Origin of the sequence: Pseudomonas mosselii (assembly GCF_003205295.1) — a bacterium.
Lineage (GTDB): Bacteria > Pseudomonadota > Gammaproteobacteria > Pseudomonadales > Pseudomonadaceae > Aquipseudomonas > Aquipseudomonas mosselii_B.
Window position 1 is genome coordinate 1 of sequence record NZ_QJRP01000031.1, and the last position, 25,881, is coordinate 25,881.

The window sequence follows — 25,881 nt, forward strand, 5'->3', positions numbered from 1 at the left end:
GGAGGTGACGGGCATGGATGCCCGTCAAGCGCTGGGGCCCAGGATGGGCCCTGCAGCGCGGTCCTCCCGGGAGCAAGGCCGGAGTGAGGGGACCCGGAGCGAAGCGCAGGGCCGGATGAATGGAGCGAGGATTTTTTGGTTCCTTTTTGATCCTTCAAAAAGGAACTCGCCGTAAGGGCGAAAAGGTGACTATGTGTCGACATCGCAAATGAATGCACTTACAACTATTAAAACCGACGCCGACTGCATTTAGCTTTGACTTTGACTTTGACTTTGACTTTGACTTTGACTTTGACTTTGACTTTGACTTTGACTTTGACTTTTAGAGCATGAGTTTTGAAAGTTATATGCGCATTCATTTGCGATGGTGACGCATAGTCACCTTTCCGCCCTTACGGCGGGTCCCTTTTTGAAGGATCAAAAAGGAACCAAAAAATCCTCGCTCCATTCATCCGGCCCCTACGCTTCGCTCCGGGGTCCCCTCACTCCGGGCTTGCTCCCGGGAGGACCGCGCTGAACGCCCCATCCTGGGGCGCAGCGCTTGACGGGCATCCATGCCCGTCACCTCCCTCCGCAAGCCCTGCGTTCGGCCTCCTGAAGTCGCAACTTGTATCGCCTGGGATATCGCGCGCTTAGAAGCAAAAGCAAAAGAACAACAGCAACAGCAACAGCAACAGCAACAGCAACAGCAACATCGAGACTTAGAAATTCTCCACAGTCGTTCAGCCACGGCAGCCAAACCATGTCACGACTGATTAAATACGCTGATCAAAAGTTTCATTACAACCAACATGCTCGCCAACGGCACCCACAGCCAAGTGTTATAAACCAACCTTGCTCAGGATAGCCTCGAAGTTGACCGGGGCAACCACGCGGAAAATTACACTGAACGCTTGCACGCTGGTCAAAGTCTGCTGGATATCACCAACCTGAGGAGACCTGGCAATGCACAATATCCATTGGACAACGGACGCACCGAAACACAATGTCCACGGCCTGGAGCGCGTCAGCTCCCTGGCTGGGGGCGCGTTGATGATCAGCAAGGGGCTGCGCCACGGTGGCCTGATAGGGATGTTGCAGGTTGCCGTAGGCGGCTTGGCGCTGGCCCGTGGCGTGAGCGGGCATTGCTCGACCAAGGCATGGTGGTTGCGGCATCGCGCCGAGTACCTGCGCCTGCATCGCGACATAGAACGAGGCGCTGCCGAGCTCAAGGCGCTGAAGGCCAGCGCCGAGGCGGCGACCCGTACCGCGACGGTGACCGGCGGTTGAAAGCATCGCGGGGCAAGCCCGCTCCCACGAGCCCACGTTCAAAATGATGTCCGGGATCGTGGGAACGGGCTTGCCGCGATAGATCCTGCGCTTAGCGCAATACCTTGCTTTGCAATACTTCGGACTGGCGCCCGAGCACGTTCTCGCTGATCTGCACGAACTCATCGGTGCTGACGCTCGACAGGCGCATCAGCGCACGGGCGACGTCGTCCAGCGAGCGCTTGTCGTGGTGGTGCAGGCGGATCTCGCGATCCAGCGCCTGGAGCAGCAGCACGCCACGGGCCACCTGCGCGGCATCGGCCTTGGCGCCCTTGAGGTGGGTCACCTTGGCCGCCAGCTTGTGCTGACGGGCCTGCAGCGCCTCGTAGCGATCATCGCTCATACCGCCGGCGCGGCGCAGCAGCTCGGTAGCGTAGTAGTCGGCCAGGCTCTCGCCCAGCCAATCGCTGCCGTCACGGTCGTTGATCTGGGCAAACAGCTGCACCAGCTCACGGAGCACCGGGCTGGAGCCGTTTTCGCTGACCAACGGGCGCGTGCTGTGCAGATACAGCGAGTTGTTGCCGGCCAGCACGCCCCGCCACATCTCGTCACGGGCACCGACCAGCAATAGCTTCGGTGGGTTGCGCGGGAACACCGCCTGCAACTGCGGCCAGACAAAGGTCAGCAGGGTCAGCGTGTCCATGCGCCGCATGCCCTGGCCTTGCGGCGCGGCCACGGTCACCTCTGTGTCGCCCAGGCGCGCCCGACGACTGCCCAGGTTGCCGGCGAGCATCCAGCCGGTGGGCCGGTCGAACAGCCGCGACACATCGTCGATACGGAATTTCTGCCGGCCGATGCGTGGCCAGGCGGTTTCGACGCTCTTCCAGCCCGCCGGCAGGTCGAAGGTCAGCCGCGAGACCAGTTCGGTGCCATCCTGCTGATCCAGGCGCGCCGGCGGCACCAGCTGGTCGCCGCGAAACAGCGCCCAGTGCGGCGTGATGCGCGCCTCATGAGCGGCGCCACGGGGTTGCTGGTCGAGCAGCACGCGGTAACTGAGGCTGGTCTTGCCCGCCGCCGGGTGCCAGACGCCACGCCCGTTCTGCACCTGCCACTGGCCATCGGCGAGAAAGTCGCTGTAGGCACCAGGCTTGCCCAGGTCGAAGTCCAGGCTGCGCACCGCGCTGCCGTCGGCCAGGGTCAGGCGCACCTCGGCCTGGCCGCTCTGCGGCAGCAGGCGCACCTGGTAATCGAGGTCGACTTTCTTCGCCAGGACCTGCGAACTGGCCAGCAGGCCGACAATCAGCAACAACGGGCGACGCATAAAAAACTCCTTGTTCCCGGACACTCAACCCGCGCGGAAGATCAGATGGTCTTCCCAGTCGTCTTCATCCACATCGTTTTCGCTGAGCATCCGCCCCGACCGGGAAATGCGCTGCTCGTGCACCTGCTGGCGATCACCACTGATCAAATGATGCCAGGCTGGCAGGTCCTGCCCCTCGCTGACCAGGCGATAGCCGCAGGTAGGCGGCAGCCACTTGAACTGGTCGGCCTTGCCGGGGGTGAGCTGGATGCAGTCGGGAACATGCTCGAAGCGATTGAGGTAGTCGCTGCACTGGCAGGTCTGCAGGTCCAGCAGCTTGCAGGCGATGCTTGTGTAATAGACGCTGTTGTCTTCCTCGTCCTCGAGTTTCTGCAGGCAGCACAGGCCGCAGCCGTCGCAGAGCGACTCCCACTCCTTGTCATCGAGCTGGTCGAGGGTCTTGCGCCGCCAGAAGGGCGCGGTATCGGCGATCATCACACGGTTTCCTGCAGTCAACGTCAAGCCGCGGCGCGCGGCGGCGCCAGTCTAGAGGCAGTCCGGCGGCAACGCCAGACCGCTTGTCAGTGCTCACCGGACGCAGTAGCGTGCGGTATTTCCCCCGCCCTTGCAGGAGCCCCCATGAGCGCCACCCCCCGTATCGCCGACTATGCCATCAACGAGCAGTTCATCAATCGCTGGTCGCCCCGCGCCTTCACCGCCGAGCCGATCAGCCAGGAAACCCTGCTGAGCTTCCTCGAGGCTGCGCGCTGGGCGCCTTCAGCCTACAACTCGCAGCCGTGGCGCTTCCTCTACGCCCGTCGCGACACGCCGAGCTGGGAGCGCTACCTGGGCATCCTCAACGAGTTCAACCGCAGCTGGGCGCAGCACGCCTCGGCCCTGGTGCTGATCATCTCCAAGACCACCTTCGCCGCGCCCGGCTCCGACGAAGAGAAGCCTGCGCTGTGGCACACCTTCGATACCGGTTCGGCCTGGGGCCATCTGGCGCTGCAGGCGAGCATCAGCGGCTGGCACAGCCACGGCATGGCCGGCTTCGACCAGGACCTTGCCCGCCACGAGCTGAAAATTCCCGAGGGCTACGCGCTGCATGCAATGGTGGCGATCGGCAAGCTGGGCGACAAGGCGACCCTGGCCGAGGGCCTGCAGGCCCGTGAAGTGCCGAGCCCGCGCCGGCCGCTGAGCGAACTGGCGGCCGAGGGTGAGTTCAGCCTGTAATTCTCTGTCGCCTGGGCCGGCCTCTTCGCGGGCAAGCCCGCTCCCACAGGTGTGTCACTGCTCTTGTGAGCGGTGATATCCCTGTGGGAGCGGGTTTACCCGCGAAGAGGCCGGTTCAGGTCAATAGCCTCGCTGGAAATCCACCTCGCCCCGCAGTTCCTGCTCCGCCGCATACGCCCGCGCATTCTCGACGAACAACCGCACCATCGCCGCCGGCGAGGTCGGCGCCGAGCTGTGCCCGGTCAGCAGCAGCCCCCAGGCGGTCCAGAACGGGTGGCGCTGGGGCAACGGCTCCTGGCGGCAGACATCGATCACCGCGCCGGCCAGGTGGCCCTGCTTGAGCGCTTCGACCAGGTCGGCATCGACCACCGCCACACCCCGCCCGGCATTGATGAACAGGGCGCTGGGCCGGAAACACTTGAACAGTGCCGCATCGTACAGGTCGTGGGTGGCCGGTGTGTCGGGTAACAGGTTGAGCACGTAGTCGACCTCGCCGACCAGGCGCGGTAACTGGTCGAGCCCCGCCACCTCGACGAACGGCGCCTGCTCACGGGCACTGCTGGCCACCCCGTACAAGATGACACCAAAGGGCACGAGAAACTCGGCAACTTGCTGGCCGATATCTCCGGTACCGACGATCAGCACCCGCCGCCCTTCCAGGGTCCGCCCCGGGCGGTCATCCCAGCGCCGCTCGACCTGGCTGACCAGGCGCGACAGCACATCGCGCTCATGGCCAAGCATGTAGGTCAACATGTACTCGGCCATCACCTGGCCGAAGATGCCCACCGCCCGGGTCAGGCGGTAGTCGCGTGGCAGGCCGTCGGCCAGCAACGGGGTGATACCAGCCCAGGTCGACTGCATCCAGCGAGGCTTGTGGCCCTGGCGCAACAGGCTGGCCAGCAGGTCCGGCTGGCCCAGCCACACCGGACAGTCGGGGGCCAGGCGCGCCAGTTCGGCGGAGTCGCCACTGGTCAGGACCTCAAGGTCCGGCGCTGCCTCGCCCAGCAGGCGAGCATAGTTGGCATGATCCTGTTCAGCGATCAGAACGCGCATGTGACAAACAACCTTGGCAAACAACGGAAGCGGCCCGCCTGGCGGGCCGCAGGTAGAAAGGGAATCGCGCCTGGGTCAGGCCGGGTCGTTGCGGCGCAGCAGCTCTTCGGGCAAGTGCTCGATGTAGTCGTCATCCGGCGGCGGCATCTGCAGGTGGTAACCCTGCTTGTCGAGGTTCTCCAGCACCTTGGCGATGTCCTCGCGGGCCAGTGTGCGCTCGGGCGTCAGCACCAGGTCGAAAGCATGCACCGGCTTGCCGAAGAATGGCAGCAGCGCCTCCGGCACACGCTCCAGGCCCTCGGCCTTGAGCACGTAGAGGTACATTTCGTTCTTGCGTGGGCTCTTGTAGATCGAGCAGATACGTTTCATCGGGAATCTCCGGCGCCCGCCAGGTCGTCCAGCAGGGCCTGGCCCATGCGCTCGCGACGCCAGCCGCGCAGCGCATCGGGCAGTTGATAGGGGCCGTCGGGGTAGCCGCTCTTGAGCAGGGCTTCGAGGGCTTTCTTGCGCAACATCAGTTCCGGGGCGATGCCCAGCCGCTCGCCTTCGGCCTGACCGATGGCGCGCAGGCGCTTGAGAATGCCGGCGGCTTCGATCGGCAGCGGCTCGGGCAGCGTCTCGGGCCACTGCTCCTGGGGCTGGCTGGCGGCGCGCTTGATCAGCTGGATCAGTTGCTCACCGTCCTGGCGGATGGTGCGCGGATGCATCTCGTCGATTTTCGCCAGTGCCGACGGACTGTCGGGCTGGCTCCTGGCCATGGGCCACAGCGAGTGTTCCTTGAGGATGCGGTTGCGCGGCACGTCGCGGCTGCGGGCCTCGCGCTCGCGCCAGGCGCACAGTTCGCGCAGCACGGCCAGTTGCTGGCGGCCGAGCTTCCAGGCCAGCTTGACGTCGCGGTACAGGGTTTCGGGCTCGACTTCGCGGCGCAGCGCGGCGACCAGTTCGGCGCCATCCTCCAGCACCCAGGCGTACTTGTCATCCGACAGGCGCGGGCGCAGGGCATCGAACAGCTCGGCCAGGTGCACGGCGTCCTCGGCGGCGTAGCTCACCTGGGTGTCCGACAGCGGGCGCTGCAGCCAGTCGGAACGGGTCTCGCCCTTGGGCAGTTCAAGCCCCAGCACCTCTTGCACCAGGCGCGAGTAGCCCATGGAGAAACCGATGTTCAGGTAACCGGCGGCCAGCTGGGTGTCGAACAGCGGCTGGGGCAGCTTGCCGGTCAGGCGCAGCAGCACTTCCAGGTCTTCGCTGCAGGCATGCAGCACCTTGACCACGCCGCTGTCCTCGAGCAGCCCGGCCAGCGGCTGCCAATCGCGGATCAGCAAGGGGTCGATGAGATAGGCGCACTGGCCGACGCCGATCTGGATCAGGCCGGCCTTGGGGTAGAAGGTGTCGACCCGCATGAATTCGGTGTCGAGGGCCACGAAGGGCTGTTCGCGCCAGCTTCGGCAGTGTTCGGCCAGGGTCTGGTCGTCACGGATCCAGTGTATTTCGATGGCCACGAGGCTCTCCCACTAACATTGGCGCGCAGTATATACGGCGCGGCCCCTGGGGGTGAAACCTCGCGCCATCCATGGTGCCGGGCGGTCGCCCGCTCAGCGTTTGGCCGCCAGCCACGGCCGGCAGCTGGCGAACATGTCCAGCGATCGCTGGTAGACCTCGGTGCGCACCTGCAGCAGGCCGAGCATCGAGTGGAACAGGTTGTCCTGGGACAACGGTGCATCGCGCAGCTTGCCCAGGCATTCGGTGTCCAGGCCGAAGTCCTGGCGGTAGCTGTCGGAGAACCAGGCCAGCAGTGGCACGTGCTTCTGCTGGTCCGGCGCGATCATGTAGGGCGTGCCGTGCAGGAACAGGTTGTACTCACCCAGCGACTCGCCATGGTCTGAAAGATAGATCATCGCGGTGTCGACCTTGTCCTGCCGGCTGCGCAAGGTATCGATCAAGGTGGCCAGCACCTTGTCGGTGTAGGCCAGGGTGTTGTCGTAGCCGTTGACAATTTCCTGCTGGCTGCACTGGTTCAGGGCATTGCTGCGGCACACCGGGGTGAAAGGCTCGTGGCCTGCGGGGTAGCGCTTGAAGTACTCGGGGCCATGGCTGCCCATCTGGTGCAGCACCAGCACGGTGTCCTGGTCGAGGTTGTCCAACAGCTCGGCCAGGCCCTGCAGCAGGATCTCGTCATGGCATTCGCCACTGGCGCACAGCGCCGGGTCCTTGAGGTTGCTCACATCGATGAACTGCACCCGGTCGCAGGTGCCCTTGCAGCCGGACTGGTTGTCACGCCACTGCACCGCCAGGCCCGCGCGCTGGAGGATGTCGAGCAGGCCCTCACGGTTCTTGGCCACGCGAGCATCGTAGTCCTTGCGCGGCATGCCGGAGAACATGCAGGGCACTGACACGGCGGTCTCGGTGCCGCAGGAGTGGACGTCGGTGAAGCTCAGCAGGCCCTGCTCCTTGACCAGCCGCGGCGTGGTATCGCGGGCATAGCCGAGCAGGCCGAAGTTGTCCGCCCGGGCACTCTCGCCGACCACCAGTACGGTCAGCGACTTGCGCGCATGTTGCTGCCAGGCGACATCGCGACGGGCATCTTCGCCATAGCGCTGGAATGGCCGGGTGGCGCTGCCCACCTGCTCGCTGACATAACCGATGGAGGCCCCGACAATGTTGCTCGGCGTGAGCATCAGGCGCAGTTCATGGTGATTGCGAAACAACGATGCCAACCCTTGGTAGTTGACCAGCGCCACCGAGCCCAGGGCCGCGACACAGGCCCCACTCACCACCAGCTTGCCCAGCAGTTCGCGGTGCCATGGGCGATAGTCGATCCTGGCCTTCCACACCAGCAGCGACGGCAGCACACCGAGCAGCAGGATATACAGGGCAAACTTCAACGAGAGCAGATCGCGTACTTCCGCGACATTGGTTTCGGCGACATTGCGGAACATGCCGGCATCAATAAGTACGCCATATTGATTCATGAAGTAAGCGACACTTGCGCCACTGAGGAACAACACGATCAATACCGGTTTCAGAACATAACGAAACGCCAGCAAGGTAAGTATGAGATTGAAGGCGAACAGCATCAGCACGGCGAACGCCAGGCTCAGCCACAGCCCCACCATGCCCGGCGGCACGATGGATTCCAGGTGTTGCCAAAGCAAGCTATTGAAGCCGATCAACAGGTACAGGCTGGCCAGCAACGTGACCCATTCGGTCCGCAGGGATTTGAGTTTCAGCATGGCGTTCGCAACAAGAGTTCATCAGCGGCCAACACGCCCGGACGGGCAGGTTGGGAAGTTGGCCGAACTCTAGAAAGCCTAGCATCAATTTTTTGTGAAAAAGACGCCAACAATTAGTATGCCGACGTCTTTCATCCATTAAACAACTTTCATTCAGCTGCCATTCAGCCAGGCAGGCGAAGCTTGGCGTACGGCTCGCGATCGATATCCAGGACCTCCACGCACAGCTGGATGTCCAGGCCGGGCTGGCCGGGGATCGCGTCGCGCAGTACCTCGAGCAGGCTGTTGGACAATTGCTGCTTCACTTGCGGCGTGCGCCCGCTGAGGATCGCCAGGCGCACATGGGCGAAGGCCCGCTCGCCCGGCGCGGTACCGACCCGGTACTGGGCGAAGGCCTGGGCACGGCTCTTGATGTCCAGCTCTTCGGCGAACTGGCCGCTGCCGACCAGGGCGTGGTTCAGGCGCAGCAGCAGCACGTCGACATTGAGCTCGCGCAGGTTGTCGCTGTATTCCAGGTTCAGGTGAGGCATGGCGCAGGTTCCGGTTACGCAGGGATGGGCGACAGCCTAACCCAGTCCCGCAATGCGGCAAAGGCGACTATCCTCTTGGTTCAGGTTCGCTTACCAACCCTGAGAGAGGTGGAGAAATGCCAGTTCCGCACAATCTATTTGAAGACCTTGGCGTAAAGGAAGATGACTTCAATGCGCTTGCGAAGGAAAACCACAAACTCGCAGAGCTGAAGAAACGCTACACCGAGAAGGATCATGACATTGAGAACGTTGAGAAAACCGGCCTCACTACGGATGACAACCTCAATCGACTTCGAAAAGAACGCGCTCTGATCAAGGAAGAGATCGAACGGATCGTCCATCCGCCCAAATCCTGACTGAACCAGAACATTTGCCGGCCTCTTCGCGGGTAAACCCGCTCCCACAGGGCCACCACCCACATTGAAATCAGTACAGTACCTGTGGGAGCGGGTTTACCCGCGAATGGGCCGGCAGCCATCACACGGAAGCTGAAGCCTTCAGCGCCGCATCCAGGTCCTCGATCAGGTCCCGGTAGTCCTCGATCCCGATCGACAACCGCACCAGGTTCTCGCTGATCCCCATCACGCCCTTCTGCTCCGGGCTCAGGGAGTTGTGCGACATGCTCCAGGAGTGGTTGATCATGCTCTCCACCCCGCCCAGCGAATCAGCCAGGACAAAGATCGACAGCGCCTCGACCAGGCGGTTGACCGCAGCCCGGTCCCCCTTGATGCGCAGCGCCACCACCGCGCCGCCGGTGCGCATCTGGCGCTTGCTCAGCGCATGCTGCGGATGGCTTTCCAGCCCCGGGTAGTAGACCTGCTCGACCTGCGGATGCTGTTCGAGGAACTGCGCCACGCGCAGGGCGTTGGCGCTCTGGCGCTCCATGCGCACGTCGAGGGTCTTCAGCCCGCGCAGCGCCAGGTAGCAGTCGAACGGCCCCTGGATCGCGCCGACCGCCATGCTGATCTTGCGCAAGCGCCCCAGCAGCTCGTGATTGGCCGCCACCACCACGCCGCCGGTCAGGTCGGAGTGGCCGCCGATGTACTTGCTCGCCGAATGCATCACCAGGTCCACGCCCAGAGTGATCGGCTGCTGGTTCCAGGGCGAGCAGAAGGTGTTGTCGATGCAGGTCATCACCCCACGGGCGCGGGCCAGGTCGCAGACCGCCTTGATGTCCACCAGGTGCAGCAGCGGGTTGGTCGGCGACTCAATCCAGATCAGTTGCGTGTCCGGGCGGATCGCCGCGGCCACGGCCTCGACGTCGTTGAGGTCGACATAGGTGGTGGTCAGGCCAGAGGTACGCCCGCGGTAGTCTTCCAGCAGGCGGAAGGTGCCGCCGTAGACACCGTTCATCACCACCACATGGGCGTCCTTGGACAGCAGTTCGAGCACTGTGGCGGTGGCGCTGACGCCCGAGGCGCAGGCGACCGCGCCGACGCCCTCCTCCAGTGCGGCCACGCAGGTCTCGTAGGCGTGCCGGGTCGGGTTGCTGACACGGCTGTAGGCGTATTCGGGGTTGTCGTCCAGGCCGCGCTTGATGAACGAGCTGGAAGTGACGATGGCCGGGAAGATGGCGTTGTCGGCGACGCTGGACTGCTCACCGGCGTGGATGGTGCGGGTGGCGAAATTGCGCGGTTTGTCGGACATGGTCGGGTCCATTGACTGAGGATGGAAAACCGCCACTATCTCATATCCGCCGGGCCCAGGCGCCAACAGAACGTTGCTGTCGACGAGGCGCCCGAAAGGGTTTCAACGTTCTCACCATGCGGCTAATCTTGGAAAACTTTCCTCCACCCCGCCAGACGACGCCATGGACAGTTTCGACCAGCACATCCTCACCCTGCTCCAGCGCGACGCGTCGCTGTCCCTCAAGGACCTGGCCGAGGCGGTCAACCTGTCCACCACGCCGTGCTGGAAACGGGTCAAGCGCCTGGAAGAGGAAGGCTACATCCGCGGCCGCGTCGCCTTGCTCGACCCCGAGCGCCTGGGCCTGGGCCTGACGGTGTTCGTCCAGCTCAAGACCCAGCGTCACGACAGTGCCTGGCTGGCGCAGTTCGCCGCCACGGTGACGGCGTTCGAGGAGGTGATGGAGGTGTACCGCATGTCCGGTGACTGGGACTACATGCTGCGGGTGGTGGTGGGCGACATTGCCGCCTACGACCGCTTCTACAAGAGGCTGATCACCAGCACCGACGGGCTGTCGAACATCACCTCCAGCTTTGCCATGGAGCAGATGAAGTACACCACGGCGTATCCGGTGGGGCGCTAAGAACGGACGGTGGCGCCGCTCCCACGCCATCACCCACGCCCTGTCAGTCGGGGGTGATCGTCGCCTCGATCCGGTTACCAGGCTTGGCCTTCTCCAGCTTGATCGCCACGAATTTCGAGGTCGGCGTGTAGGTCCCTTCGCCATAGCTCTCCAGCGGCACCAGCGGGTTGGTCTCCGGATAGTAGGCCGCCGCCTGGCCTTGCGGCACGTCATAGGCCACCAGGCGGAACCCCGAGACCCGCCGCTCGCGACCATCCTCCCAGAGTGACACCAGGTCCACCTCCTCGCCCGGCTCGAAGCCCAGCTGGCGGATGTCCGCCTCATTGACGAACACCACCTCGCGCAGGCCGAACACCCCACGGTAGCGGTCGTCCAGCCCGTACAACGTGGTGTTGTACTGGTCGTGGGAACGCAGGGTCTGCAGGATCAGGTCGGGTTTGTCGCCACGGGCCAGCACCTGGGCGTTGACCAACTGCTCGGGCAGCACGTTCGCGGTGAACCGCGCCTTGCCGGTGGCGGTGCGGAAATTACGGTCCGCAGCATTGTTGCCCAGGTGGAAGCCACCCGGATGCTGCAGGCGCTCGTTGAACTCGCTGAAGCCCGGGATGACGTCGGCGATCATGCCGCGGATGCGACCGTAGTCGGCAATCGCATAGTCCCAGTCAATCGGCTTGCTGCCCAAGGTGGCCTTGGCCATGCCGGCGACGATGGCCGGCTCCGAGCGCAGCAGCGGCGAGCGCGGCTTCAGCTGGCCATGGGAGATATGCACCATGCTGAAGGTGTCTTCCACGGTGACGCCTTGCGGCCCTTCGGCCTGGATGTCGATCTCGGTGCGGCCCAGGCACGGCAGGATCAGCGCATCACGCCCAGTCACCAGGTGCGAGCGGTTGAGCTTGGTGGAAATCTGCACGGTCAGTTCGCAGTTGCGCAGCGCCGCGTGGGTACGCGGCGTATCCGGGGTGGCCTGGGCGAAGTTGCCGCCCAGGGCAACGAACACCTTGGCCCGTCTCTCCTCCATGGCCTGGATCGCCAGCACCGCGTTGTGGCCGTGCTCGCGAGGCACCTTGAACTGGAAGCGTTTCTCGAGTGCATCGAGCAGCGCCGCCTTGGGCTTCTCGTCGATACCCATGGTGCGGTCGCCCTGCACGTTGCTGTGGCCACGCACCGGCGACAGGCCGGCGCCGGGCTTGCCGACGTTGCCGCGCAACAGCTGCAGGTTGACGATTTCCTGCACGGTCGGCACCGAATGGCGGTGCTGGGTCACGCCCATGGCCCAGCACATGATCACCCGCTCGGCCTTGCGGTACATGCGCGCGGCCAGCTCGATCTCGGCCTTGCTCAGGCCGGACTGCTCGATGATGTGTTCCCACGGCGTGGTATCAACCAGCGTCAGGTAATCCTCGACACCGCTGGTGTGCTCGGCAATGAACGCGTGATCGAACACGGGTGGCTCATCGTTCAACTGCGCCTCGCGCTCCCACTGCAGGAGGAACTTGGCGATCCCGCGCATGGCCGCCATGTCTCCGCCCAGCGCCGGGCGGAAGTAGGCGGTGTTGGTCGGCTCGGAGCCGTTGCTGAGCATCTCGAACGGGTGCTGCGGGTGCTGAAAGCGCTCCAGGCCCCGCTCCTTGAGCGGGTTGAAGCAGACCACCTGGGCGCCGCGCTTGACCGCCTCGCGCAGCGGTTCGAGCATGCGCGGGTGGTTGGTGCCAGGGTTCTGGCCGATGACGAAGATCGCATCGGCCAGCTCCAGGTCATGGAACACCACGGTGCCCTTGCCCACCCCGAGGGTTTCGGCCATGCCAACGCCGCTGGCCTCGTGGCACATGTTCGAGCAGTCGGGGAAGTTGTTGGTGCCATAGGCGCGCACGAACAGCTGGTAGAGGAACGCCGCCTCGTTGCTGGCCCGGCCCGAGGTGTAGAACTCGGCCTGGTCCGGCGACTCGAGGCCGTTGAGATGCCGGGCGATCAGGGCGAACGCCTCGTCCCAGCTGGTTTCGACGTAATGATCGGTGGCCGCGTCGTAGCGCATCGGGTGGGTGATACGCCCTTGGTATTCGAGCCAGTAGTCGGTCTGCTCGAGCAAGGCGCTGACGCTGTAGCGGGCGAAGAACGCCGGATCCACCGAGCGACCGGTGGCCTCCCAGTTGACCGCCTTGGCACCGTTCTCGCAGAACTTGACCATGTCGCTTTCCGGCGACTCGCCCCAGGCACAGCCCGGGCAGTCGAAACCGCCGTTCTGGTTGGTCTTGAGCATGGCCCGCAGGTTCTTGAAGGCGTTCTCGCTGCCCAGCCAGCTCTTGGTCACGCTCTTGAGCGCGCCCCAGCCGGCGGCCGGCCCCTTGTAGTCCCTGATGTGTTCGTCCTGGCTCATGCTGCGCTTCTCCGCACGGTGTTTTTTCCAGCCTAAGAAGCCGCTCCCAGTGCGTCCAATCGAAATAAATGACAGCGTGATAAACCGTCTCGATCACCCGGCAGGGCCCTTGTGCTCCGTGGCCTGCAGCCGTGATAGAGGAGACTGATCGAATGGTCGGGGAAAGCAATTTGACGTCACTGGGCGCAGGTTATAGCTTGAACCTTGTCTGCGGCCTTTCGCCGCCCCCCAGCCACTGCACAGGTCGAGCGCGAACGTGGAAAAGAACCCCCAGGCCCTGATCGACGGTTTCAACCGCAAAGTCGATTACCTGCGGATGTCGGTCACCGACCGCTGCGATTTTCGCTGCGTCTATTGCATGGCCGAAGACATGCAGTTCCTGCCGCGCCAGCAGATTCTCAGCCTCGAGGAGCTGTACCTGGTCGCCGAGCGCTTCGTCGCCCTGGGCACCCGCAAGATCCGCCTGACCGGTGGCGAGCCCCTGGTGCGCCAGGGCATCGTCGGGCTGTGCGCGCGCATCGCCGCCCTGCCCGGCCTGCGCGAACTGTGCCTGACCAGCAATGGCTCGCAGCTCGGCCGCCTGGCCCAGCCGCTGTTCGATGCCGGCGTCTCGCGCCTGAACATCAGCCTCGACAGCCTTGACCCCGAGCGTTTTCGCGCCCTGACCCGTACCGGCGACCTCAAGCAGGTGATCGCGGGCATCGACGCGGCGCGCGCCGCGGGCTTTCGCCGTACCAAGCTCAACGCGGTGGTGCTCAAGGGCCGCAACGACCACGAAATCGTCGACCTGGTGCGCTTCGCCATCGACCGCGAGCTGGACATCTCCTTCATCGAAGAAATGCCCCTGGGCGTCATCAGCGAACACGAGCGCGGCGAGTCTTTCTGTTCCAGCGACGACGTGCGCGCCCGCCTGGCCGAGCACTTCACCCTGGTCGAGTCAGCCGAATCCTCCCAGGGCCCGGCGCGCTACTGGCGCCTGGCCGAAGCGCCCGATACCCGGGTCGGCTTCATCTCGCCGCATAGCCACAATTTCTGCGCCACCTGCAACCGCGTGCGCCTGACCGTCGAAGGCCGCCTGCTGCTGTGCCTGGGCAACGAGCACTCGGTGGACCTCAAGCAGGTCCTGCGCCAGCACCCCGGCGACAGCGCCCGCCTGGAAAAGACCCTGCGCGACGCCATGCACCTCAAGCCTTACCGCCACCACTTCGAAGTGGGCGGCGAGGTGCAGATCCTGCGCTTCATGAACATGACCGGCGGCTGATCGGCCGCCTCTGGAACCGTCTTGATCGTCCACTCACGCCCCGACCTGCTGCGCGTGCTGTTCACCCTCAAGGGCTCGATCGTCCAGCGCATCGCCTTGCGCTGCCTGGCGGTGACCTTGCTGGCGGCACTGATCGTGCTGGTCGAGCGGCACTACCCGGCGCTGTTCTACCCGGTCAGCGCCACGCCCTTCACCCTGCTGGGGCTGTCGCTGTCGATCTTCATGAGCTTTCGCAACAACGCCTGCTACGACCGCTGGTGGGAGGGCCGCAAGGCCTGGGGGCGGATGATCATCGAGGTGCGCTCGTTCGTGCGTGAAAGCGTGGCGATCGAGGATCAGCAGCTGCGCGCGCAGATGCTGCGTGGCCTGTGCGGCTTCGCCCATGCCCTCAATGCCCGGCTGCGCAACGAAGACGAACTGCCCCTGGCGCGCACCTGGCTGGCCGAAGACGCGCCGATCACCGCGCACAACCTGTGCGACGGTATCCTGCGCGACATCGGTACCCAGTGCTCACGGTTGGCAAAGGACGGCGCGATCAGCGAGTTCCGCTACACCCTCCTGGAGCAGCGCCTGGCCGGCCTGTCGGACGTACAGGCCACCTGCGAGCGAATCAAGGGCACGCCGCTACCGTTCCCCTACACCCTGCTGCTGCACCGCACCATCTACATCTTCTGCCTGCTGCTGCCGTTCGCCCTGGCAGAACCGCTGGGCTGGCTGGCACCGCTGTTCACCACCATCGTCAGCTACACGTTCTTCGGCCTGGATGCGATTGGCAACGAACTGGAAGACCCGTTCGGCCGGGACGAGAACGATTTGCCGACCGATGCGCTGGTGCGCACCGTCGAGCGCGATGTGCTGGGGGCGTTGGGGCATGAGCCGCTGCCACCGGCGTTGGTGCCGGTGGATCATGTGCTGAGCTGAACAGTCGGTATAGGAAAGCCCTAGCCTCGGCTTTCGCAGGCCCCGATCGGCTTCAGGTGCGCTACAAAGTTGCAAGGCCGGTGCCGCGCATCCAGCTGCTCGGCGAGGATGCCTTCCCAAGCCGTGCGGCAGGCACCGGTCGAGCCCGGCAGGCAGCACACCAGGGTGCCGTTGGCCAGGCCCGCCAGGGCCCGGCTCCGCACCGTAGAGGTACCGATATCGAGGATCGACAGGGCGCGGAACAGCTCGCCGAAACCGTCGATGCGCTTGTCCAGCAGGCAGTCCACCGCCTCCGGCGTGCTGTCGCGCCCGGTGAAACCGGTGCCGCCGGTGATCAGCACCACCTGCACCTGGTCGTCGGCAATCCAGGTGGCGACCTGGGCGCGGATCTTGTACAGGTCGTCCTTGAGCAGCTCCCGCGCCACCAGGCGGTGGCCCACGCCGACGGCGCGGCTGGCCAGCAGCTCGCCGGAGGTGTCGGTGTCGTAGGTGCGGGTGTCGCTGACGGTCAGCACCGCGATGTTCAGCGGTACGAACACCGCGTCCGGTTTCACGCTCATGGCCTTTGCTCCAGGATTGGCTTCGCGGCCACGTTAGAGACATGCCCCGGCAGCGTCCAATCGATAGGGCGTACCGGATGATCGACGATTTCTATCGCCGCTATCGGCCCCGCTACCGGGTCGGTGAAATGTTCATCAAGGATTAGCCAGGTGCTTCACTCTTGGTTAAGGTCTACCCACCCCGCAACCCCAGGCCGCACCATGGACATCAAACAGCTCAAGTTCCTCATCGCCCTCGACCAGACCCGCCACTTCGGCCAGGCCGCGGCGCTGTGCCACATCACCCAGCCGACCCTGTCCATGCGCCTGCGCAACCTCGAGGACGAACTGGACCTGGTGCTGGTCAAGCGCGGCCAGCGCTTCGAAGGCTTCACCGAAGCCGGCGAACGTATCCTGGCCTGGGCCCGCACCCTGCTTGCCGCCCATGACGGCCTGCAGGCCGAGGCCGCCAGCTGTCGCGGCCAGGTGGTCGGCAGCCTGCGCCTGGGCACCGTGCCGCTGGCCAGCTTCAACCCCATGCAGCTGCTGATGCCCTTGCGCGCGAAATACCCCGAGCTGCACTTCCAGCTGTCGTCGCTGAGCTCCGAGCAAGTGATCGACGGCCTGAGCCGCAACCAGCTCGACCTGGGCATCTGCTACCTCGACCAGGTCAACACCAGCTTCTTCGAAGTGATCGAGCTGAGCACCACCACCATGGGCCTGCTGCACGACACCCGGCACTTCCAGTTCGAGGCCGACAGCCTGCGCTGGGAAGACCTGGGCGAGCTGCCGCTGGGCCTGCTGAGCAAGGGCATGCACTACCGCCAGTCCCTCGACCTGAGCTTGCGCAGCCGGGGCCTGGCGCCCAATGCCGTGCTCGAGAGCGACTCGACCTTCCAGCTGATCCAGGCGATTAACACCGGCGTGTGCTGCGCGATCATGCCGCTGGACTGCGGCCTGGAAGACCTCAGCAAGCACATGCGCATCATCCCGGTGCAGGAAGCCAGCATCCACAGCCCGGTCGGCCTGCTGCTGCGCCGCAGCGAGCCGCGCTCGGCCATCGCCGAACAGTGTTTCGACGAGGCGCGCGCCCTGTTTCAACCCTCCTGAGCCGTCGCCTGGCGGTACTGGCGCGGGGTGAAACCGGTCAGTTGCCTGAACTGCCGGCTGAAGGCGCTGTGGTCGGTGTAGCCGCAGCGCAAGGCCACTTCGATGATCGGCAGGTCGCTGTGCAGCAGTTGATGTGCATGCTCCAGGCGGGCCTTGTGGATCATCTGCCGGGGCGTGAGGTGGAACACCCGCTTGCAGTAACGCTCCAGCTGCGCCACCGAAATCCCGGCGATGCGGGTCAGCTCGCCCATGCTGATCGGCTGGTGGAAATGCGCGCGGATATGCGCATCCACCGCTGCCAGGCGCTGGTAGGCGGGGTGGGTGTCGGCGGCTGACTGCAGGTCGACCGAAATACCCACCAGGCCGATGATCGTCCCCGCCGGGTCGTACAGCGGACGCTTGTGGGTCAGGCACCAGCCCGGTTCGCGGCTGCCATACAGGTGCAGCTCCAGCTGGTCTTCCAGCACCAGCCCCTGCTCCAGCACCCGACGGTCCTGCTCGGTGTAGCCGGGGCCCAGGCGCGCCGGGAACACCTCGGCGCTGGTCTTGCCCAGCAGCGGTTGCAGGTGCTTCAGGCCGCAGCGCTGGACCAGTGTGCGGTTGGCCAGGACGTAGCGGGCCTGGTCGTCCTTGATGAAGACCGCCGCGTTGGCGATCACGTCGAGCATGGGCAGCAGCCAGACCACACCGGTGAGCAGGGCCTCGAGGGATTCGGGGCGGTGCTGGTCGAGGGTCTGGTACAGGGTTGCCAGTGAGTCGTGTGACATTCAATCAGGTCTCCCGCGAAGAGGCCGGTATTGCCACTGCATCTCTCCAGGCCTTGCCGGCTATGCAATCCAGCCTATCCAGCCACCGCCCCAGCTCGCCAGTCTTTTCTTCGACTGTGCCGATTTCGTCACCCACCTTGCAGAAAACCATCAAGAACCCCGGCCTCGATCGGTCCACTCTATGCCCCACGCAAGCCGCCCCATGACCTACAAGAACGCGGCGCATGCCGCCGCATCGTGACATCAGACCTGCCTATCCAAAACCTACAAAAAGGCGCAACCATGTCAGGCAAATTCAAGAAACAGCTGTCCCTGCTGGACCTCACCTTCATCGGCCTGGGCGCCATCTTCGGCTCCGGCTGGCTGTTCGCCGCCAGCCATGTCTCGGCCATCGCCGGCCCGGCCGGCATCCTCTCCTGGTTCCTCGGCGGCTTCGCCGTGCTGCTGCTGGGCATCGTCTACTGCGAGCTCGGCGCCGCCCTGCCGCGGGCCGGTGGTGTGGTGCGCTACCCGGTGTACTCCCATGGCCCGCTGCTGGGCTACCTGATGGGTTTCATCACCCTGATCGCCTTCTCCAGCCTGATCGCCATCGAGGTGGTCGCCTCGCGCCAGTACGCCGCGGCCTGGTTCCCGTCCTTGACCAAAACCGGCTCCAGCGACCCGACGGTGCTCGGCTGGCTGGTGCAGTTCGCCCTGCTCGGATTGTTCTTCCTGCTCAACTACCGCAGCGTGAAGACCTTCGCCAAAGCCAACAACCTGGTCAGCGTGTTCAAGTTCATCGTGCCGCTGCTGGTGATCGGGGTGCTGTTCACCTTCTTCAAGCCGGAGAACTTCGAGGTCCAGGGCTTCGCGCCGTTCGGCCTGTCCGGCGTGGAAATGGCGGTGTCGGCCGGCGGTATCATCTTCGCCTACCTGGGGCTCACGCCGATCATCTCGGTGGCCAGCGAGGTGAAGAACCCGCAGCGCACTATCCCCATCGCGCTGATTCTCTCGGTGCTGCTGTCCACCGCGATCTACGCCTTGCTGCAACTGGCGTTCCTCGGCAGCGTGCCGACCGAAATGATTGCCAACGGCTGGGCTGGGGTGACCAAGGAACTGGCCCTGCCCTACCGTGACATCGCCTTGGCCCTTGGCGTCGGCTGGCTGGCCTACCTGGTGGTGGCTGACGCGGTAATCTCGCCCAGCGGCTGCGGCAACATCTACATGAATGCCACCCCACGGGTGATCTATGGCTGGGCGCAGACCGGCACCTTCTTCAAGTACTTCACCCGCATCGACGAGCAGTCCGGCATCCCGCGCCCCGCACTGTGGCTGACCTTCGGCCTGGCAGTGTTCTGGACCCTGCCGTTCCCGTCCTGGGAAGCGCTGATCAACGTGGTGTCCGCCGCCCTGGTGCTGAGCTACGCGGTGGCCCCGGTATCGGTCGCCGCCCTGCGCCGCAGCGCCCCGGACATGGCCCGGCCGTTCCGGGTCAAGGGCATGGGCGTGCTCGGCCCGCTGTCGTTCATCATCGCCGCGCTGATCGTCTACTGGTCGGGCTGGAACACCGTGTCCTGGCTGTTGGCGCTGCAGATCGTGATGTTCGTGCTGTACCTGCTGTGCCGCCGCTTCGTGCCCACCGAACACCTGTCGCTGGGCCAGCAGGTGCGCTCGTCGGCCTGGCTGATCGGCTTCTACGCCGTGACCATCTTCCTTTCCTGGCTGGGCAGCTTCGGCGGCCTGGGCGTGATCGGCCATCCGCTGGACACGGTGATCGTCGCCGCCAGTGCCCTGGGCATCTACTACTGGGGTGCGGCCACCGGCGTGCCGGCCCGGCTGGTGCGGCTCGATGGCGAGGATGAAAGCGAAGCGGGTACCGAAGCTAATCGCGGGCACGAGCCGGCTGCACTGGCCTCCTGAGAACTGACGGGAACTCGTGGGAGCGGGCTTGCCCCGCGATTCAGGGCAAGCGGCCTCATCGCGGGGCAAGCCCGCTCCCACGATTGCCCACACTTTGGAACGAACTGACCTATGAAAGAGATCCACGTCATCGACTCCCACACCGGCGGCGAACCGACCCGCCTGGTGATGAAAGGCTTCCCGCCCCTGCACGGCCGCAGCATGGCCGAGCAGCGCGACGAACTGCGCGAGCTGCACGATCACTGGCGCCGCGCCTGCCTGCTGGAGCCTCGCGGCAACGATGTGCTGGTGGGTGCGCTGTACTGCCCGCCGGTCTCTGCGGATGCCACCTGCGGGGTGATTTTCTTCAACAACGCCGGCTACCTGAACATGTGCGGCCACGGCACCATCGGCCTGGTCGCCTCGCTGCTCCACCTTGGCCTGATCGAACCGGGCATGCACAAGATCGACACGCCGGTCGGCCAGGTCAGCGCCACCCTGCATGACGACGGCGCCGTCACCGTCGGCAACGTGCCGTCCTACCGCTACCGCCGGCAGGTGGCGGTGGACGTGCCGGGCCATGGCCTGGTGCATGGCGACATTGCCTGGGGCGGCAACTGGTTCTTCCTGGTTTCCGACCACGGCCAGCGCATCGAACTGGACAACCGCGAAGCCCTCACCGACTACACCTGGACCCTGCTCAAGGCCCTCGAGGCCCAGGGCATCACCGGCGAACACGGTGCCCCGATCGACCATGTCGAGCTGTTCGCCGACGACGCCAACGCCGACAGCCGCAACTTCGTCATGTGCCCCGGCAAGGCCTACGACCGCTCGCCCTGCGGCACCGGCACCAGCGCCAAGCTGGCGTGCCTGGCCGCCGACGGCAAGCTCGCCGAAGGCCAGGCCTGGGTCCAGGCCAGCATCACCGGCAGCCAGTTCCAGGGCCGCTACGAGCGCGACGGCGAACGCATTCGTCCGTTCATCACCGGCCGTGCCCACATGACCGCCGACAGCACCTTACTGATCGACGAACAGGATCCGTTCGCCTGGGGCATCTGACCCCGTTCATTTCCCACTGAATACCGCCAGGAGTGACAACAATGACCGACAACATCTTCACCGGCACCATGCCCGCCCTGATGACCCCCTGCACCGCCGCGCGCAAGCCGGACTTCGACGCCCTGGTGCGCAAGGGGCGCGAACTGATCGACGCCGGCATGAGCGCGGTGGTGTACTGCGGCTCGATGGGCGACTGGCCGCTGCTGACCGAGGCCGAGCGCCAGGAGGGCGTGGCGCGCCTGGTGGCCGCCGGCATCCCGACCATCGTCGGCACCGGCGCGGTGAACACCCGTGAAGCGGTATCCCACGCTGCCCACGCCGCCAAGGTCGGCGCTGCCGGCCTGATGGTCATCCCCCGGGTGCTGTCCCGTGGCGCCTCGCTGACCGCCCAGCAGCATCACTTCTCGGCGATCCTCGCCGCCGCGCCGAAGCTGCCGGCGGTGATCTACAACAGCCCCTACTACGGTTTCGCCACCCGCGCCGACCTGTTCTTCGCCCTGCGCCGCGAATACCCCAACCTGATCGGCTTCAAGGAGTTCGGCGGCGCCGCCGACCTGCGCTACGCCGCCGAACACATCACCTCCCAGGACGATGATGTGACCCTGATGGTCGGCGTCGACACGCAAGTGGTGCACGGGTTCGTCAACTGCAACGCCACCGGCGCCATCACCGGCATCGGCAACGCGCTGCCGCGCGAAGTGCTGCAACTGGTCAGCCTGAGCAAGCGCGCCGCCAGGGGCGATGCCAAGGCCCGACGCCAGGCCCGGGAACTGGAGGCGGCGCTGGCGGTGCTGTCGTCGTTCGATGAAGGCTGCGACCTGGTGCTGTACTACAAGCACCTGATGGTGCTCAACGGCGACACCGAGTACCGCCTGCACTTCAACGAAACCGACGCCCTCACCGACGCCCAGCGCCACTATGCCGAACAGCAGTACGCGCTGTTCCGCAACTGGTACGCCAACTGGTCCGCCGAGCAGAACCTGGCTTGATCATCGCAATACCTGTGGGAGCGGCCTTGTGTCGCGAAAGGGGCGCATAGCGCCCCAGCAGGTCCAGACCTCACCCAGATTCTCCAGGACACCCCATGACCCTCACCGGCAATCTACTGATCGGCCAACGCGCCATCACAGGCACCCAGGCCGCGATCCACGCCATCGACCCGGCCACCGACACCCCGCTCGACCCACCCTACGCCGGCGCCAGCGCCGAACAGGTAACCCAGGCCTGCGCCCAGGCTTGGGCGGCATTCGATGCCTACCGCGAAACCACCCTGGAACAACGCGCCCAGTTTCTCGAAACCATCGCCGAGCAGATCGAGGCCCTGGGCGACACCCTGATCGACCGCGCCAACGCCGAGACCGGCCTGCCCAAGGCACGCCTGCTGGGCGAGCGTGGCCGCACCTGCATGCAGCTACGCACCTTCGCCCGCGTGGTGCGGGCCGGCGAATGGCTAGACGTGCGCGTGGACAACGCCCTGCCCGAGCGCCAGCCACTGCCGCGCCCCGACCTGCGCCAACGACAGGTCCCCCTGGGCCCGGTGGCGGTGTTCGGTGCCAGCAACTTCCCGCTGGCCTTCTCGGTGGCCGGCGGCGACACCGCCTCGGCACTGGCCGCCGGTTGCCCGGTGGTGGTCAAGGCCCATGGCGCCCACCCCGGTACCAGCGAACTGGTCGGCCAGGCCGTGGCCCGGGCGGTCGCGCAGTGCGAGCTGCCCGACGGCGTGTTCTCGCTGCTGTACGGCGCCGGCCGCGAGGTCGGTATCGGTCTGGTCAGCGACCCACGCATCAAGGCCGTCGGCTTCACCGGTTCGCGCAGCGGTGGCCTCGCCTTGTACCAGGCCGCCCAGGCACGCCAGGAGCCGATCCCCGTCTATGCCGAAATGAGCTCGATCAACCCGGTGTTCCTCTTCCCGGCTGCCCTGCAAGCCCGAGCGGAACCTCTGGCCCAGGGCTTCGTCGCTTCGCTGACCCAAGGCGCCGGCCAGTTCTGTACTAACCCCGGGCTGGTGATTGCCCGCCAGGGCCCGGCCCTCGAACGATTCATCAACGCCGCCGCCGAACATGTCCGGCAGGCCGCGGCACAGACCATGCTCACCCCCGGCATTGCCAGCGCCTATGCCAATGGCATTACCGCACTGGGTGAGAACCGCAATGCCCGTCAGGTCGCCAGCAGCCAGCCCCATCAAGGCCCGAACCAGTGCCAGGCGCACCTGTTCGTCACCTCGGCCCAGGCGTTTCTTGCCGATCCAGCGCTGCAGGCCGAAGTGTTCGGCGCCGCCTCGCTGGTGGTTGCGTGCGACAGCGACGAGCAAGTCCGCCAGGTTGCCGAGCACCTGGAAGGACAACTGACCACAACCCTGCACCTGGACGCCGACGATCTCGACCGCGCCCGCCAGTTGCTGCCTACCTTCGAGCGCAAGGCCGGACGGATCCTGGTCAACGGCTGGCCGACCGGCGTCGAAGTGTGCGACGCGATGGTCCACGGCGGTCCGTTCCCGGCCACTTCCGACGCCCGCGGCACCTCGGTGGGCACTGCGGCGATCCTGCGTTTCCTGCGCCCGGTGTGCTACCAGGACTTCCCCGATGCACTGCTGCCCGATCCGCTGCAACATGGCAATCCGTTGCAGCTGCGCCGCCTGCTCGATGGCCGGCGGGAAGGCTGAGCCATGACCGCCACTGACACGGACATCGCCGTGGTCGGCGCCGGCATCGTCGGCGTCGCCTGCGCCCTGCAGCTGGCCCGCCAGGGTCGTCGGGTGCTGCTGATCGATCGCCAGGCGCCGGGCCACGGCGCTTCGTTTGGCAATGCCGGGCACCTGGCTACCGAGCAGGTGTTTCCCATCGCTGACCTGTCGATCCTCAAGCGCCTGCCGGCCATGCTGCTGGACCCGATGGGCCCGCTGCGCCTGGACTGGAAATACCTGCCCAGGGCCCTGCCCTGGTTCACCCGCCTGCTGCTGAACCTGCGTCCGGCGCCGTTCCAGCGCAGCGTGGCAGGCCTACGCGTGCTGAATGAAAGCAGCCTCGGCGCCTGGCAACGGCTGCTTGCCTCCATCGAGCGCAGCCACCTGCTCAAGGAGGATGGTTCGCTGCTGGTGTTCGAACGCGAAGAGTCGCGTCAGGCGCTCGCGGCGTTGCGCGCCCGCATGCAGGCACAGGGTGTGCCCGTGGACCTGTGGTCGGCAGAAACGGTTAGCGAGGCGGCGCCGCAGCTGAGCCCGTCGATCCTGGGTGGCCTGTTCTTCCCGCGCACCGGTCACTTCCTCGACCCCTACCAGGTGGTCTGCGAACTGTTCAGCGCCGCCAGGGCCAGCGGCGTGCGCTTCCTGCGCGCCGAGGTCGATGGTGGCCGGGTGCATGGCCAGGGCATCAGCCTCGCCAGCGACCAGGGTCCCCTCCAGGCCCGCCAGGTGTTGATCAGCGCCGGCGCACATTCGGCCAGGCTCACGGCCGCCCTGACCGGCCGGCAGGTACCGCTGGACACCGAGCGCGGCTACCACCTGATGCTGCCGGCTGAGCAGCAGCGCCTGCCGTTCGCCGTCACCTCGCTGGAGCGCAAGTTCATCATGACGCCCATGGCCGACGGCCTGCGCCTGGCCGGCACGGTGGAGTTCGCCGGGCTCAAGGCGCCGCCGAGCATGCAACGGGCGTGGCAACTGCATAGATTGAGCAAGGGCTTGTTCCGGCGGGAGCTGGATGCCGCGGGGGCGACGCCGTGGATGGGGTTCCGGCCTTCGTTGCCAGACTCGCTGCCGGTGATCGACCGGGTGGCCAATGGCAAGGTGTTTCTGGCGTTCGGGCACCAGCACCTGGGGTTGACCCAGGCGGCGGTGACGGCGGAATGGGTGGGGCGGTTGGTTACGGGGGGCGAGGTGGAACAGGCGTACCGGCTGGATCGGTTCTGAAATTGCCGGGGGCGCTGTGCGCCCCTTTCGCGGCACAAGGCATGCGCGTTCCCTGTGGGAGCGGCCTTGTGTCGCGAAAGGGCTGCAAAGCAGCCCCAGCCTCACTCAGCGGTAACGCTCAAGCCAATGTGCATAAGGCGCCGGCAGCGTCCACGCCGCCTTGTCCACGCCCAGTGCCTTGGCAGCGGCATACGGCCAATGCGGGTCAGCCAGGTGCGCACGCCCCACCGACACCAGATCGAGCTGGTTGGCCTGCAACGCACCTTCGGCCAGCTCCGGCGTGCCAAAGCCCCAGGCCGAGGTCACCGGCAGCTTCGCCTCGCGGCGCACCCGCTCGGCGATCGGCCCCAGGAATGCCGGGCCCCATGGGATGTTGGTCTGAGGAATGGTGAAGCCGACACTGACACTCAACAGATCGAGGCCCCCGGCCTTGAAGCGACGGGCCAGTTCGATGGACTCCTGCAGGGTCTGCTCGTCACGACCATCGTACTCCACCACGCCGAAGCGAGCGGTCAGCGGCAGGTTCTCCGGCCACACCTCACGCACGGCGGCCAGGGTCTCCAGCAGGAAGCGCGTGCGGTTGTCGAAGCTGCCACCGTAGGCGTCGGTACGCTGGTTGGAGTGCTCGGAGAAGAAGCTCTGGCCCAGGTAACCATGGGCGAAGTGCAGTTCGATCCACTCGAAGCCGGCATCGCGGGCACGGCGCGCGGCATTGACGAAGTCCTGCTTGACCCGGGCGATATCGTCCAGGGTCATGGCCTTGGGCACTTTCGGCAGGTGGCCGCCGAAGGCGATGGCGGACGGAGCGATGGTGTCCCAGCCACGGGCATCGTCGGCGGCGATATGGTCGTCACCTTCCCAGGGGCGATTGGCACTGGCCTTGCGACCGGCGTGGGCGATCTGGATGCCAGGCACCGAGCCTGCAGCTTTGATCGCCTTGACCACCGGCACGAAGGCCTGGGCCTGGGCATCGTTCCAGATACCGGCACAGCCGGGGGTGATGCGCCCTTCCGGCGACACCGCGGTGGCCTCGACCACCACCAGGCCGGCGCCACCACGGGCCAGGCCCGCGTAATGCACCTGGTGCCAGTCATTGATCAGGCCATCTTCGGCCATGTACTGGCACATCGGCGGGATGGCGATGCGGTTGCGCAGGGTGGCGTCTTTGAGGGTGTAGGGTTCGAACAAGGCGGCCATGAGGTAAC

The 25,881-nt window shown here is 65.6% G+C and carries 24 protein-coding genes; 12 read left to right on the forward strand and 12 right to left on the reverse strand.

Translation table 11 applies throughout. The annotated features are described in order from the left end of the window. Window positions 1-945: 945 nt before the first annotated feature. A complete protein-coding gene (locus DMX06_RS21360) occupies window positions 946-1,269 on the forward strand; it encodes a YgaP-like transmembrane domain (RefSeq protein WP_110739233.1) in 324 nt (107 codons plus the stop codon). 91 nt (window positions 1,270-1,360) lie between these two features. Here the strand turns inward: DMX06_RS21360 and DMX06_RS21365 are convergent, their stop codons facing one another. Together DMX06_RS21365 and DMX06_RS21370 are read right to left on the reverse strand one after the other, a co-directional pair. After that, a complete protein-coding gene (locus DMX06_RS21365; RefSeq protein ID WP_110739234.1) occupies window positions 1,361-2,569 on the reverse strand; it encodes a hypothetical protein in 1,209 nt (402 codons plus the stop codon). A 24-nt stretch (window positions 2,570-2,593) separates the two neighbouring features. Beyond that, a complete protein-coding gene (locus DMX06_RS21370; protein WP_110739235.1) occupies window positions 2,594-3,043 on the reverse strand; it encodes a YcgN family cysteine cluster protein in 450 nt (149 codons plus the stop codon). 144 nt (window positions 3,044-3,187) lie between these two features. On the opposite strand from DMX06_RS21370, the gene DMX06_RS21375 reads away from it, so the two are divergent. Continuing rightward, a complete protein-coding gene (locus DMX06_RS21375) occupies window positions 3,188-3,781 on the forward strand; it encodes a nitroreductase family protein (RefSeq protein ID WP_110739236.1) in 594 nt (197 codons plus the stop codon). Window positions 3,782-3,901: 120 nt separating this feature from the next. Here the strand turns inward: DMX06_RS21375 and DMX06_RS21380 are convergent, their stop codons facing one another. From DMX06_RS21380 to DMX06_RS21400, 5 genes are all read right to left on the reverse strand, one after another. Further along, window positions 3,902-4,834, reverse strand: coding sequence for a D-2-hydroxyacid dehydrogenase (locus DMX06_RS21380; RefSeq protein WP_110739237.1), 933 nt, complete (start codon window positions 4,832-4,834; stop codon window positions 3,902-3,904). Between the two features lie 75 nt (window positions 4,835-4,909). Further along, the gene (locus tag DMX06_RS21385) at window positions 4,910-5,203 is read right to left on the reverse strand and encodes a YcgL domain-containing protein (protein WP_110739238.1); all 294 of its coding nucleotides are present in this window, start codon (window positions 5,201-5,203) and stop codon (window positions 4,910-4,912) included. Beyond that, window positions 5,200-6,333 carry a ribonuclease D gene (rnd, locus tag DMX06_RS21390; protein WP_110739239.1) on the reverse strand — a complete coding sequence of 378 codons (1,134 nt, stop codon included), beginning with the start codon at window positions 6,331-6,333 and terminating at the stop codon, window positions 5,200-5,202. The genes DMX06_RS21385 and rnd overlap by 4 nt, the downstream gene beginning before the upstream one ends. Window positions 6,334-6,426: 93 nt before the next feature. Then, window positions 6,427-8,064 (reverse strand): phosphoethanolamine transferase, encoded by a 1,638-nt coding sequence (locus DMX06_RS21395; RefSeq protein WP_110739240.1) that lies wholly within the window; start codon window positions 8,062-8,064, stop codon window positions 6,427-6,429. A 164-nt stretch (window positions 8,065-8,228) separates the two neighbouring features. After that, a complete protein-coding gene (locus DMX06_RS21400; protein ID WP_110739241.1) occupies window positions 8,229-8,594 on the reverse strand; it encodes a 5-carboxymethyl-2-hydroxymuconate Delta-isomerase in 366 nt (121 codons plus the stop codon). Between the two features lie 116 nt (window positions 8,595-8,710). On the opposite strand from DMX06_RS21400, the gene DMX06_RS21405 reads away from it, so the two are divergent. Beyond that, window positions 8,711-8,950, forward strand: a complete 240-nt coding sequence (locus tag DMX06_RS21405) for a YdcH family protein (protein ID WP_081100331.1) — start codon at window positions 8,711-8,713, stop codon at window positions 8,948-8,950. Window positions 8,951-9,071: 121 nt separating this feature from the next. Here the strand turns inward: DMX06_RS21405 and DMX06_RS21410 are convergent, their stop codons facing one another. Then, window positions 9,072-10,253, reverse strand: a complete 1,182-nt coding sequence (locus tag DMX06_RS21410; protein ID WP_110739242.1) for a trans-sulfuration enzyme family protein — start codon at window positions 10,251-10,253, stop codon at window positions 9,072-9,074. Window positions 10,254-10,404: 151 nt separating this feature from the next. On the opposite strand from DMX06_RS21410, the gene DMX06_RS21415 reads away from it, so the two are divergent. After that, entirely contained in the window at window positions 10,405-10,863 is a 459-nt protein-coding gene (locus tag DMX06_RS21415) for an Lrp/AsnC family transcriptional regulator (RefSeq protein WP_110739243.1), read from the forward strand. Window positions 10,864-10,906: 43 nt separating this feature from the next. On the opposite strand, the gene DMX06_RS21420 is transcribed toward DMX06_RS21415, so the two are convergent. After that, window positions 10,907-13,237, reverse strand: a complete 2,331-nt coding sequence (locus tag DMX06_RS21420; protein WP_110739244.1) for an FdhF/YdeP family oxidoreductase — start codon at window positions 13,235-13,237, stop codon at window positions 10,907-10,909. Between the two features lie 256 nt (window positions 13,238-13,493). Between DMX06_RS21420 and moaA the strand changes: the two genes are divergently transcribed. Both moaA and DMX06_RS21430 read left to right on the forward strand, forming a co-directional pair. After that, the gene (moaA, locus tag DMX06_RS21425; RefSeq protein ID WP_110739245.1) at window positions 13,494-14,498 is read left to right on the forward strand and encodes a GTP 3',8-cyclase MoaA; all 1,005 of its coding nucleotides are present in this window, start codon (window positions 13,494-13,496) and stop codon (window positions 14,496-14,498) included. Between the two features lie 21 nt (window positions 14,499-14,519). Then, the gene (locus tag DMX06_RS21430; protein WP_110739246.1) at window positions 14,520-15,419 is read left to right on the forward strand and encodes a bestrophin family protein; all 900 of its coding nucleotides are present in this window, start codon (window positions 14,520-14,522) and stop codon (window positions 15,417-15,419) included. A 20-nt stretch (window positions 15,420-15,439) separates the two neighbouring features. Here DMX06_RS21430 and moaB read toward each other — a convergent pair whose 3' ends face one another. Beyond that, window positions 15,440-15,979 carry a molybdenum cofactor biosynthesis protein B gene (moaB, locus tag DMX06_RS21435; RefSeq protein WP_110739247.1) on the reverse strand — a complete coding sequence of 180 codons (540 nt, stop codon included), beginning with the start codon at window positions 15,977-15,979 and terminating at the stop codon, window positions 15,440-15,442. A 201-nt stretch (window positions 15,980-16,180) separates the two neighbouring features. Here moaB and DMX06_RS21440 point away from each other — a divergent pair, with 201 nt between their 5' ends. Continuing rightward, complete coding sequence (locus DMX06_RS21440) at window positions 16,181-17,068, forward strand: LysR family transcriptional regulator (RefSeq protein ID WP_110739248.1); 888 nt, start codon at window positions 16,181-16,183, stop codon at window positions 17,066-17,068. On the opposite strand, the gene DMX06_RS21445 is transcribed toward DMX06_RS21440, so the two are convergent. Further along, the gene (locus DMX06_RS21445) at window positions 17,056-17,835 is read right to left on the reverse strand and encodes an AraC family transcriptional regulator (RefSeq protein ID WP_110739249.1); all 780 of its coding nucleotides are present in this window, start codon (window positions 17,833-17,835) and stop codon (window positions 17,056-17,058) included. The genes DMX06_RS21440 and DMX06_RS21445 overlap by 13 nt on opposite strands. 282 nt (window positions 17,836-18,117) lie before the next feature. Between DMX06_RS21445 and DMX06_RS21450 the strand changes: the two genes are divergently transcribed. The 5 genes from DMX06_RS21450 to DMX06_RS21470 all read left to right on the forward strand — a co-directional run bounded on the left by DMX06_RS21450 (window position 18,118) and on the right by DMX06_RS21470 (window position 24,676). Continuing rightward, the gene (locus DMX06_RS21450) at window positions 18,118-19,734 is read left to right on the forward strand and encodes an APC family permease (RefSeq protein WP_110739250.1); all 1,617 of its coding nucleotides are present in this window, start codon (window positions 18,118-18,120) and stop codon (window positions 19,732-19,734) included. A 111-nt stretch (window positions 19,735-19,845) separates the two neighbouring features. Further along, window positions 19,846-20,772 (forward strand): 4-hydroxyproline epimerase, encoded by a 927-nt coding sequence (locus DMX06_RS21455; RefSeq protein WP_110739251.1) that lies wholly within the window; start codon window positions 19,846-19,848, stop codon window positions 20,770-20,772. Window positions 20,773-20,813: 41 nt separating this feature from the next. After that, on the forward strand, window positions 20,814-21,761 hold the full coding sequence (locus DMX06_RS21460) for a dihydrodipicolinate synthase family protein (RefSeq protein WP_110739252.1): 948 nt from the start codon (window positions 20,814-20,816) through the stop codon (window positions 21,759-21,761). A 95-nt stretch (window positions 21,762-21,856) separates the two neighbouring features. After that, the gene (locus DMX06_RS21465) at window positions 21,857-23,434 is read left to right on the forward strand and encodes an aldehyde dehydrogenase (NADP(+)) (protein ID WP_110739253.1); all 1,578 of its coding nucleotides are present in this window, start codon (window positions 21,857-21,859) and stop codon (window positions 23,432-23,434) included. A 3-nt stretch (window positions 23,435-23,437) separates the two neighbouring features. After that, entirely contained in the window at window positions 23,438-24,676 is a 1,239-nt protein-coding gene (locus tag DMX06_RS21470) for an NAD(P)/FAD-dependent oxidoreductase (RefSeq protein WP_110739254.1), read from the forward strand. Window positions 24,677-24,781: 105 nt separating this feature from the next. Here the strand turns inward: DMX06_RS21470 and DMX06_RS21475 are convergent, their stop codons facing one another. Then, entirely contained in the window at window positions 24,782-25,873 is a 1,092-nt protein-coding gene (locus tag DMX06_RS21475; RefSeq protein WP_110739272.1) for an NADH:flavin oxidoreductase/NADH oxidase, read from the reverse strand. Window positions 25,874-25,881: the final 8 nt, after the last annotated feature.

Excerpts from the sequence above, each read along its gene's own strand:
- DMX06_RS21360 (WP_110739233.1), top strand. The coding sequence starts at position 946 with ATGCACAATATCCATTGGACAACGGACGCACCGAAACACAATGTCCAC.
- DMX06_RS21365 (WP_110739234.1), bottom strand. The coding sequence starts at position 2,569 with ATGCGTCGCCCGTTGTTGCTGATTGTCGGCCTGCTGGCCAGTTCGCAG.
- DMX06_RS21370 (WP_110739235.1), bottom strand. The coding sequence starts at position 3,043 with ATGATCGCCGATACCGCGCCCTTCTGGCGGCGCAAGACCCTCGACCAG.
- DMX06_RS21375 (WP_110739236.1), top strand. The coding sequence starts at position 3,188 with ATGAGCGCCACCCCCCGTATCGCCGACTATGCCATCAACGAGCAGTTC.
- DMX06_RS21380 (WP_110739237.1), bottom strand. The coding sequence starts at position 4,834 with ATGCGCGTTCTGATCGCTGAACAGGATCATGCCAACTATGCTCGCCTG.
- DMX06_RS21385 (WP_110739238.1), bottom strand. The coding sequence starts at position 5,203 with ATGAAACGTATCTGCTCGATCTACAAGAGCCCACGCAAGAACGAAATG.
- DMX06_RS21395 (WP_110739240.1), bottom strand. The coding sequence starts at position 8,064 with ATGCTGAAACTCAAATCCCTGCGGACCGAATGGGTCACGTTGCTGGCC.
- DMX06_RS21400 (WP_110739241.1), bottom strand. The coding sequence starts at position 8,594 with ATGCCTCACCTGAACCTGGAATACAGCGACAACCTGCGCGAGCTCAAT.
- DMX06_RS21405 (WP_081100331.1), top strand. The coding sequence starts at position 8,711 with ATGCCAGTTCCGCACAATCTATTTGAAGACCTTGGCGTAAAGGAAGAT.
- DMX06_RS21410 (WP_110739242.1), bottom strand. The coding sequence starts at position 10,253 with ATGGACCCGACCATGTCCGACAAACCGCGCAATTTCGCCACCCGCACC.
- DMX06_RS21415 (WP_110739243.1), top strand. The coding sequence starts at position 10,405 with ATGGACAGTTTCGACCAGCACATCCTCACCCTGCTCCAGCGCGACGCG.
- DMX06_RS21420 (WP_110739244.1), bottom strand. The coding sequence starts at position 13,237 with ATGAGCCAGGACGAACACATCAGGGACTACAAGGGGCCGGCCGCCGGC.
- moaB (WP_110739247.1), bottom strand. The coding sequence starts at position 15,979 with ATGAGCGTGAAACCGGACGCGGTGTTCGTACCGCTGAACATCGCGGTG.
- DMX06_RS21440 (WP_110739248.1), top strand. The coding sequence starts at position 16,181 with ATGGACATCAAACAGCTCAAGTTCCTCATCGCCCTCGACCAGACCCGC.
- DMX06_RS21445 (WP_110739249.1), bottom strand. The coding sequence starts at position 17,835 with ATGTCACACGACTCACTGGCAACCCTGTACCAGACCCTCGACCAGCAC.
- DMX06_RS21450 (WP_110739250.1), top strand. The coding sequence starts at position 18,118 with ATGTCAGGCAAATTCAAGAAACAGCTGTCCCTGCTGGACCTCACCTTC.
- DMX06_RS21455 (WP_110739251.1), top strand. The coding sequence starts at position 19,846 with ATGAAAGAGATCCACGTCATCGACTCCCACACCGGCGGCGAACCGACC.
- DMX06_RS21460 (WP_110739252.1), top strand. The coding sequence starts at position 20,814 with ATGACCGACAACATCTTCACCGGCACCATGCCCGCCCTGATGACCCCC.
- DMX06_RS21465 (WP_110739253.1), top strand. The coding sequence starts at position 21,857 with ATGACCCTCACCGGCAATCTACTGATCGGCCAACGCGCCATCACAGGC.
- DMX06_RS21470 (WP_110739254.1), top strand. The coding sequence starts at position 23,438 with ATGACCGCCACTGACACGGACATCGCCGTGGTCGGCGCCGGCATCGTC.
- DMX06_RS21475 (WP_110739272.1), bottom strand. The coding sequence starts at position 25,873 with ATGGCCGCCTTGTTCGAACCCTACACCCTCAAAGACGCCACCCTGCGC.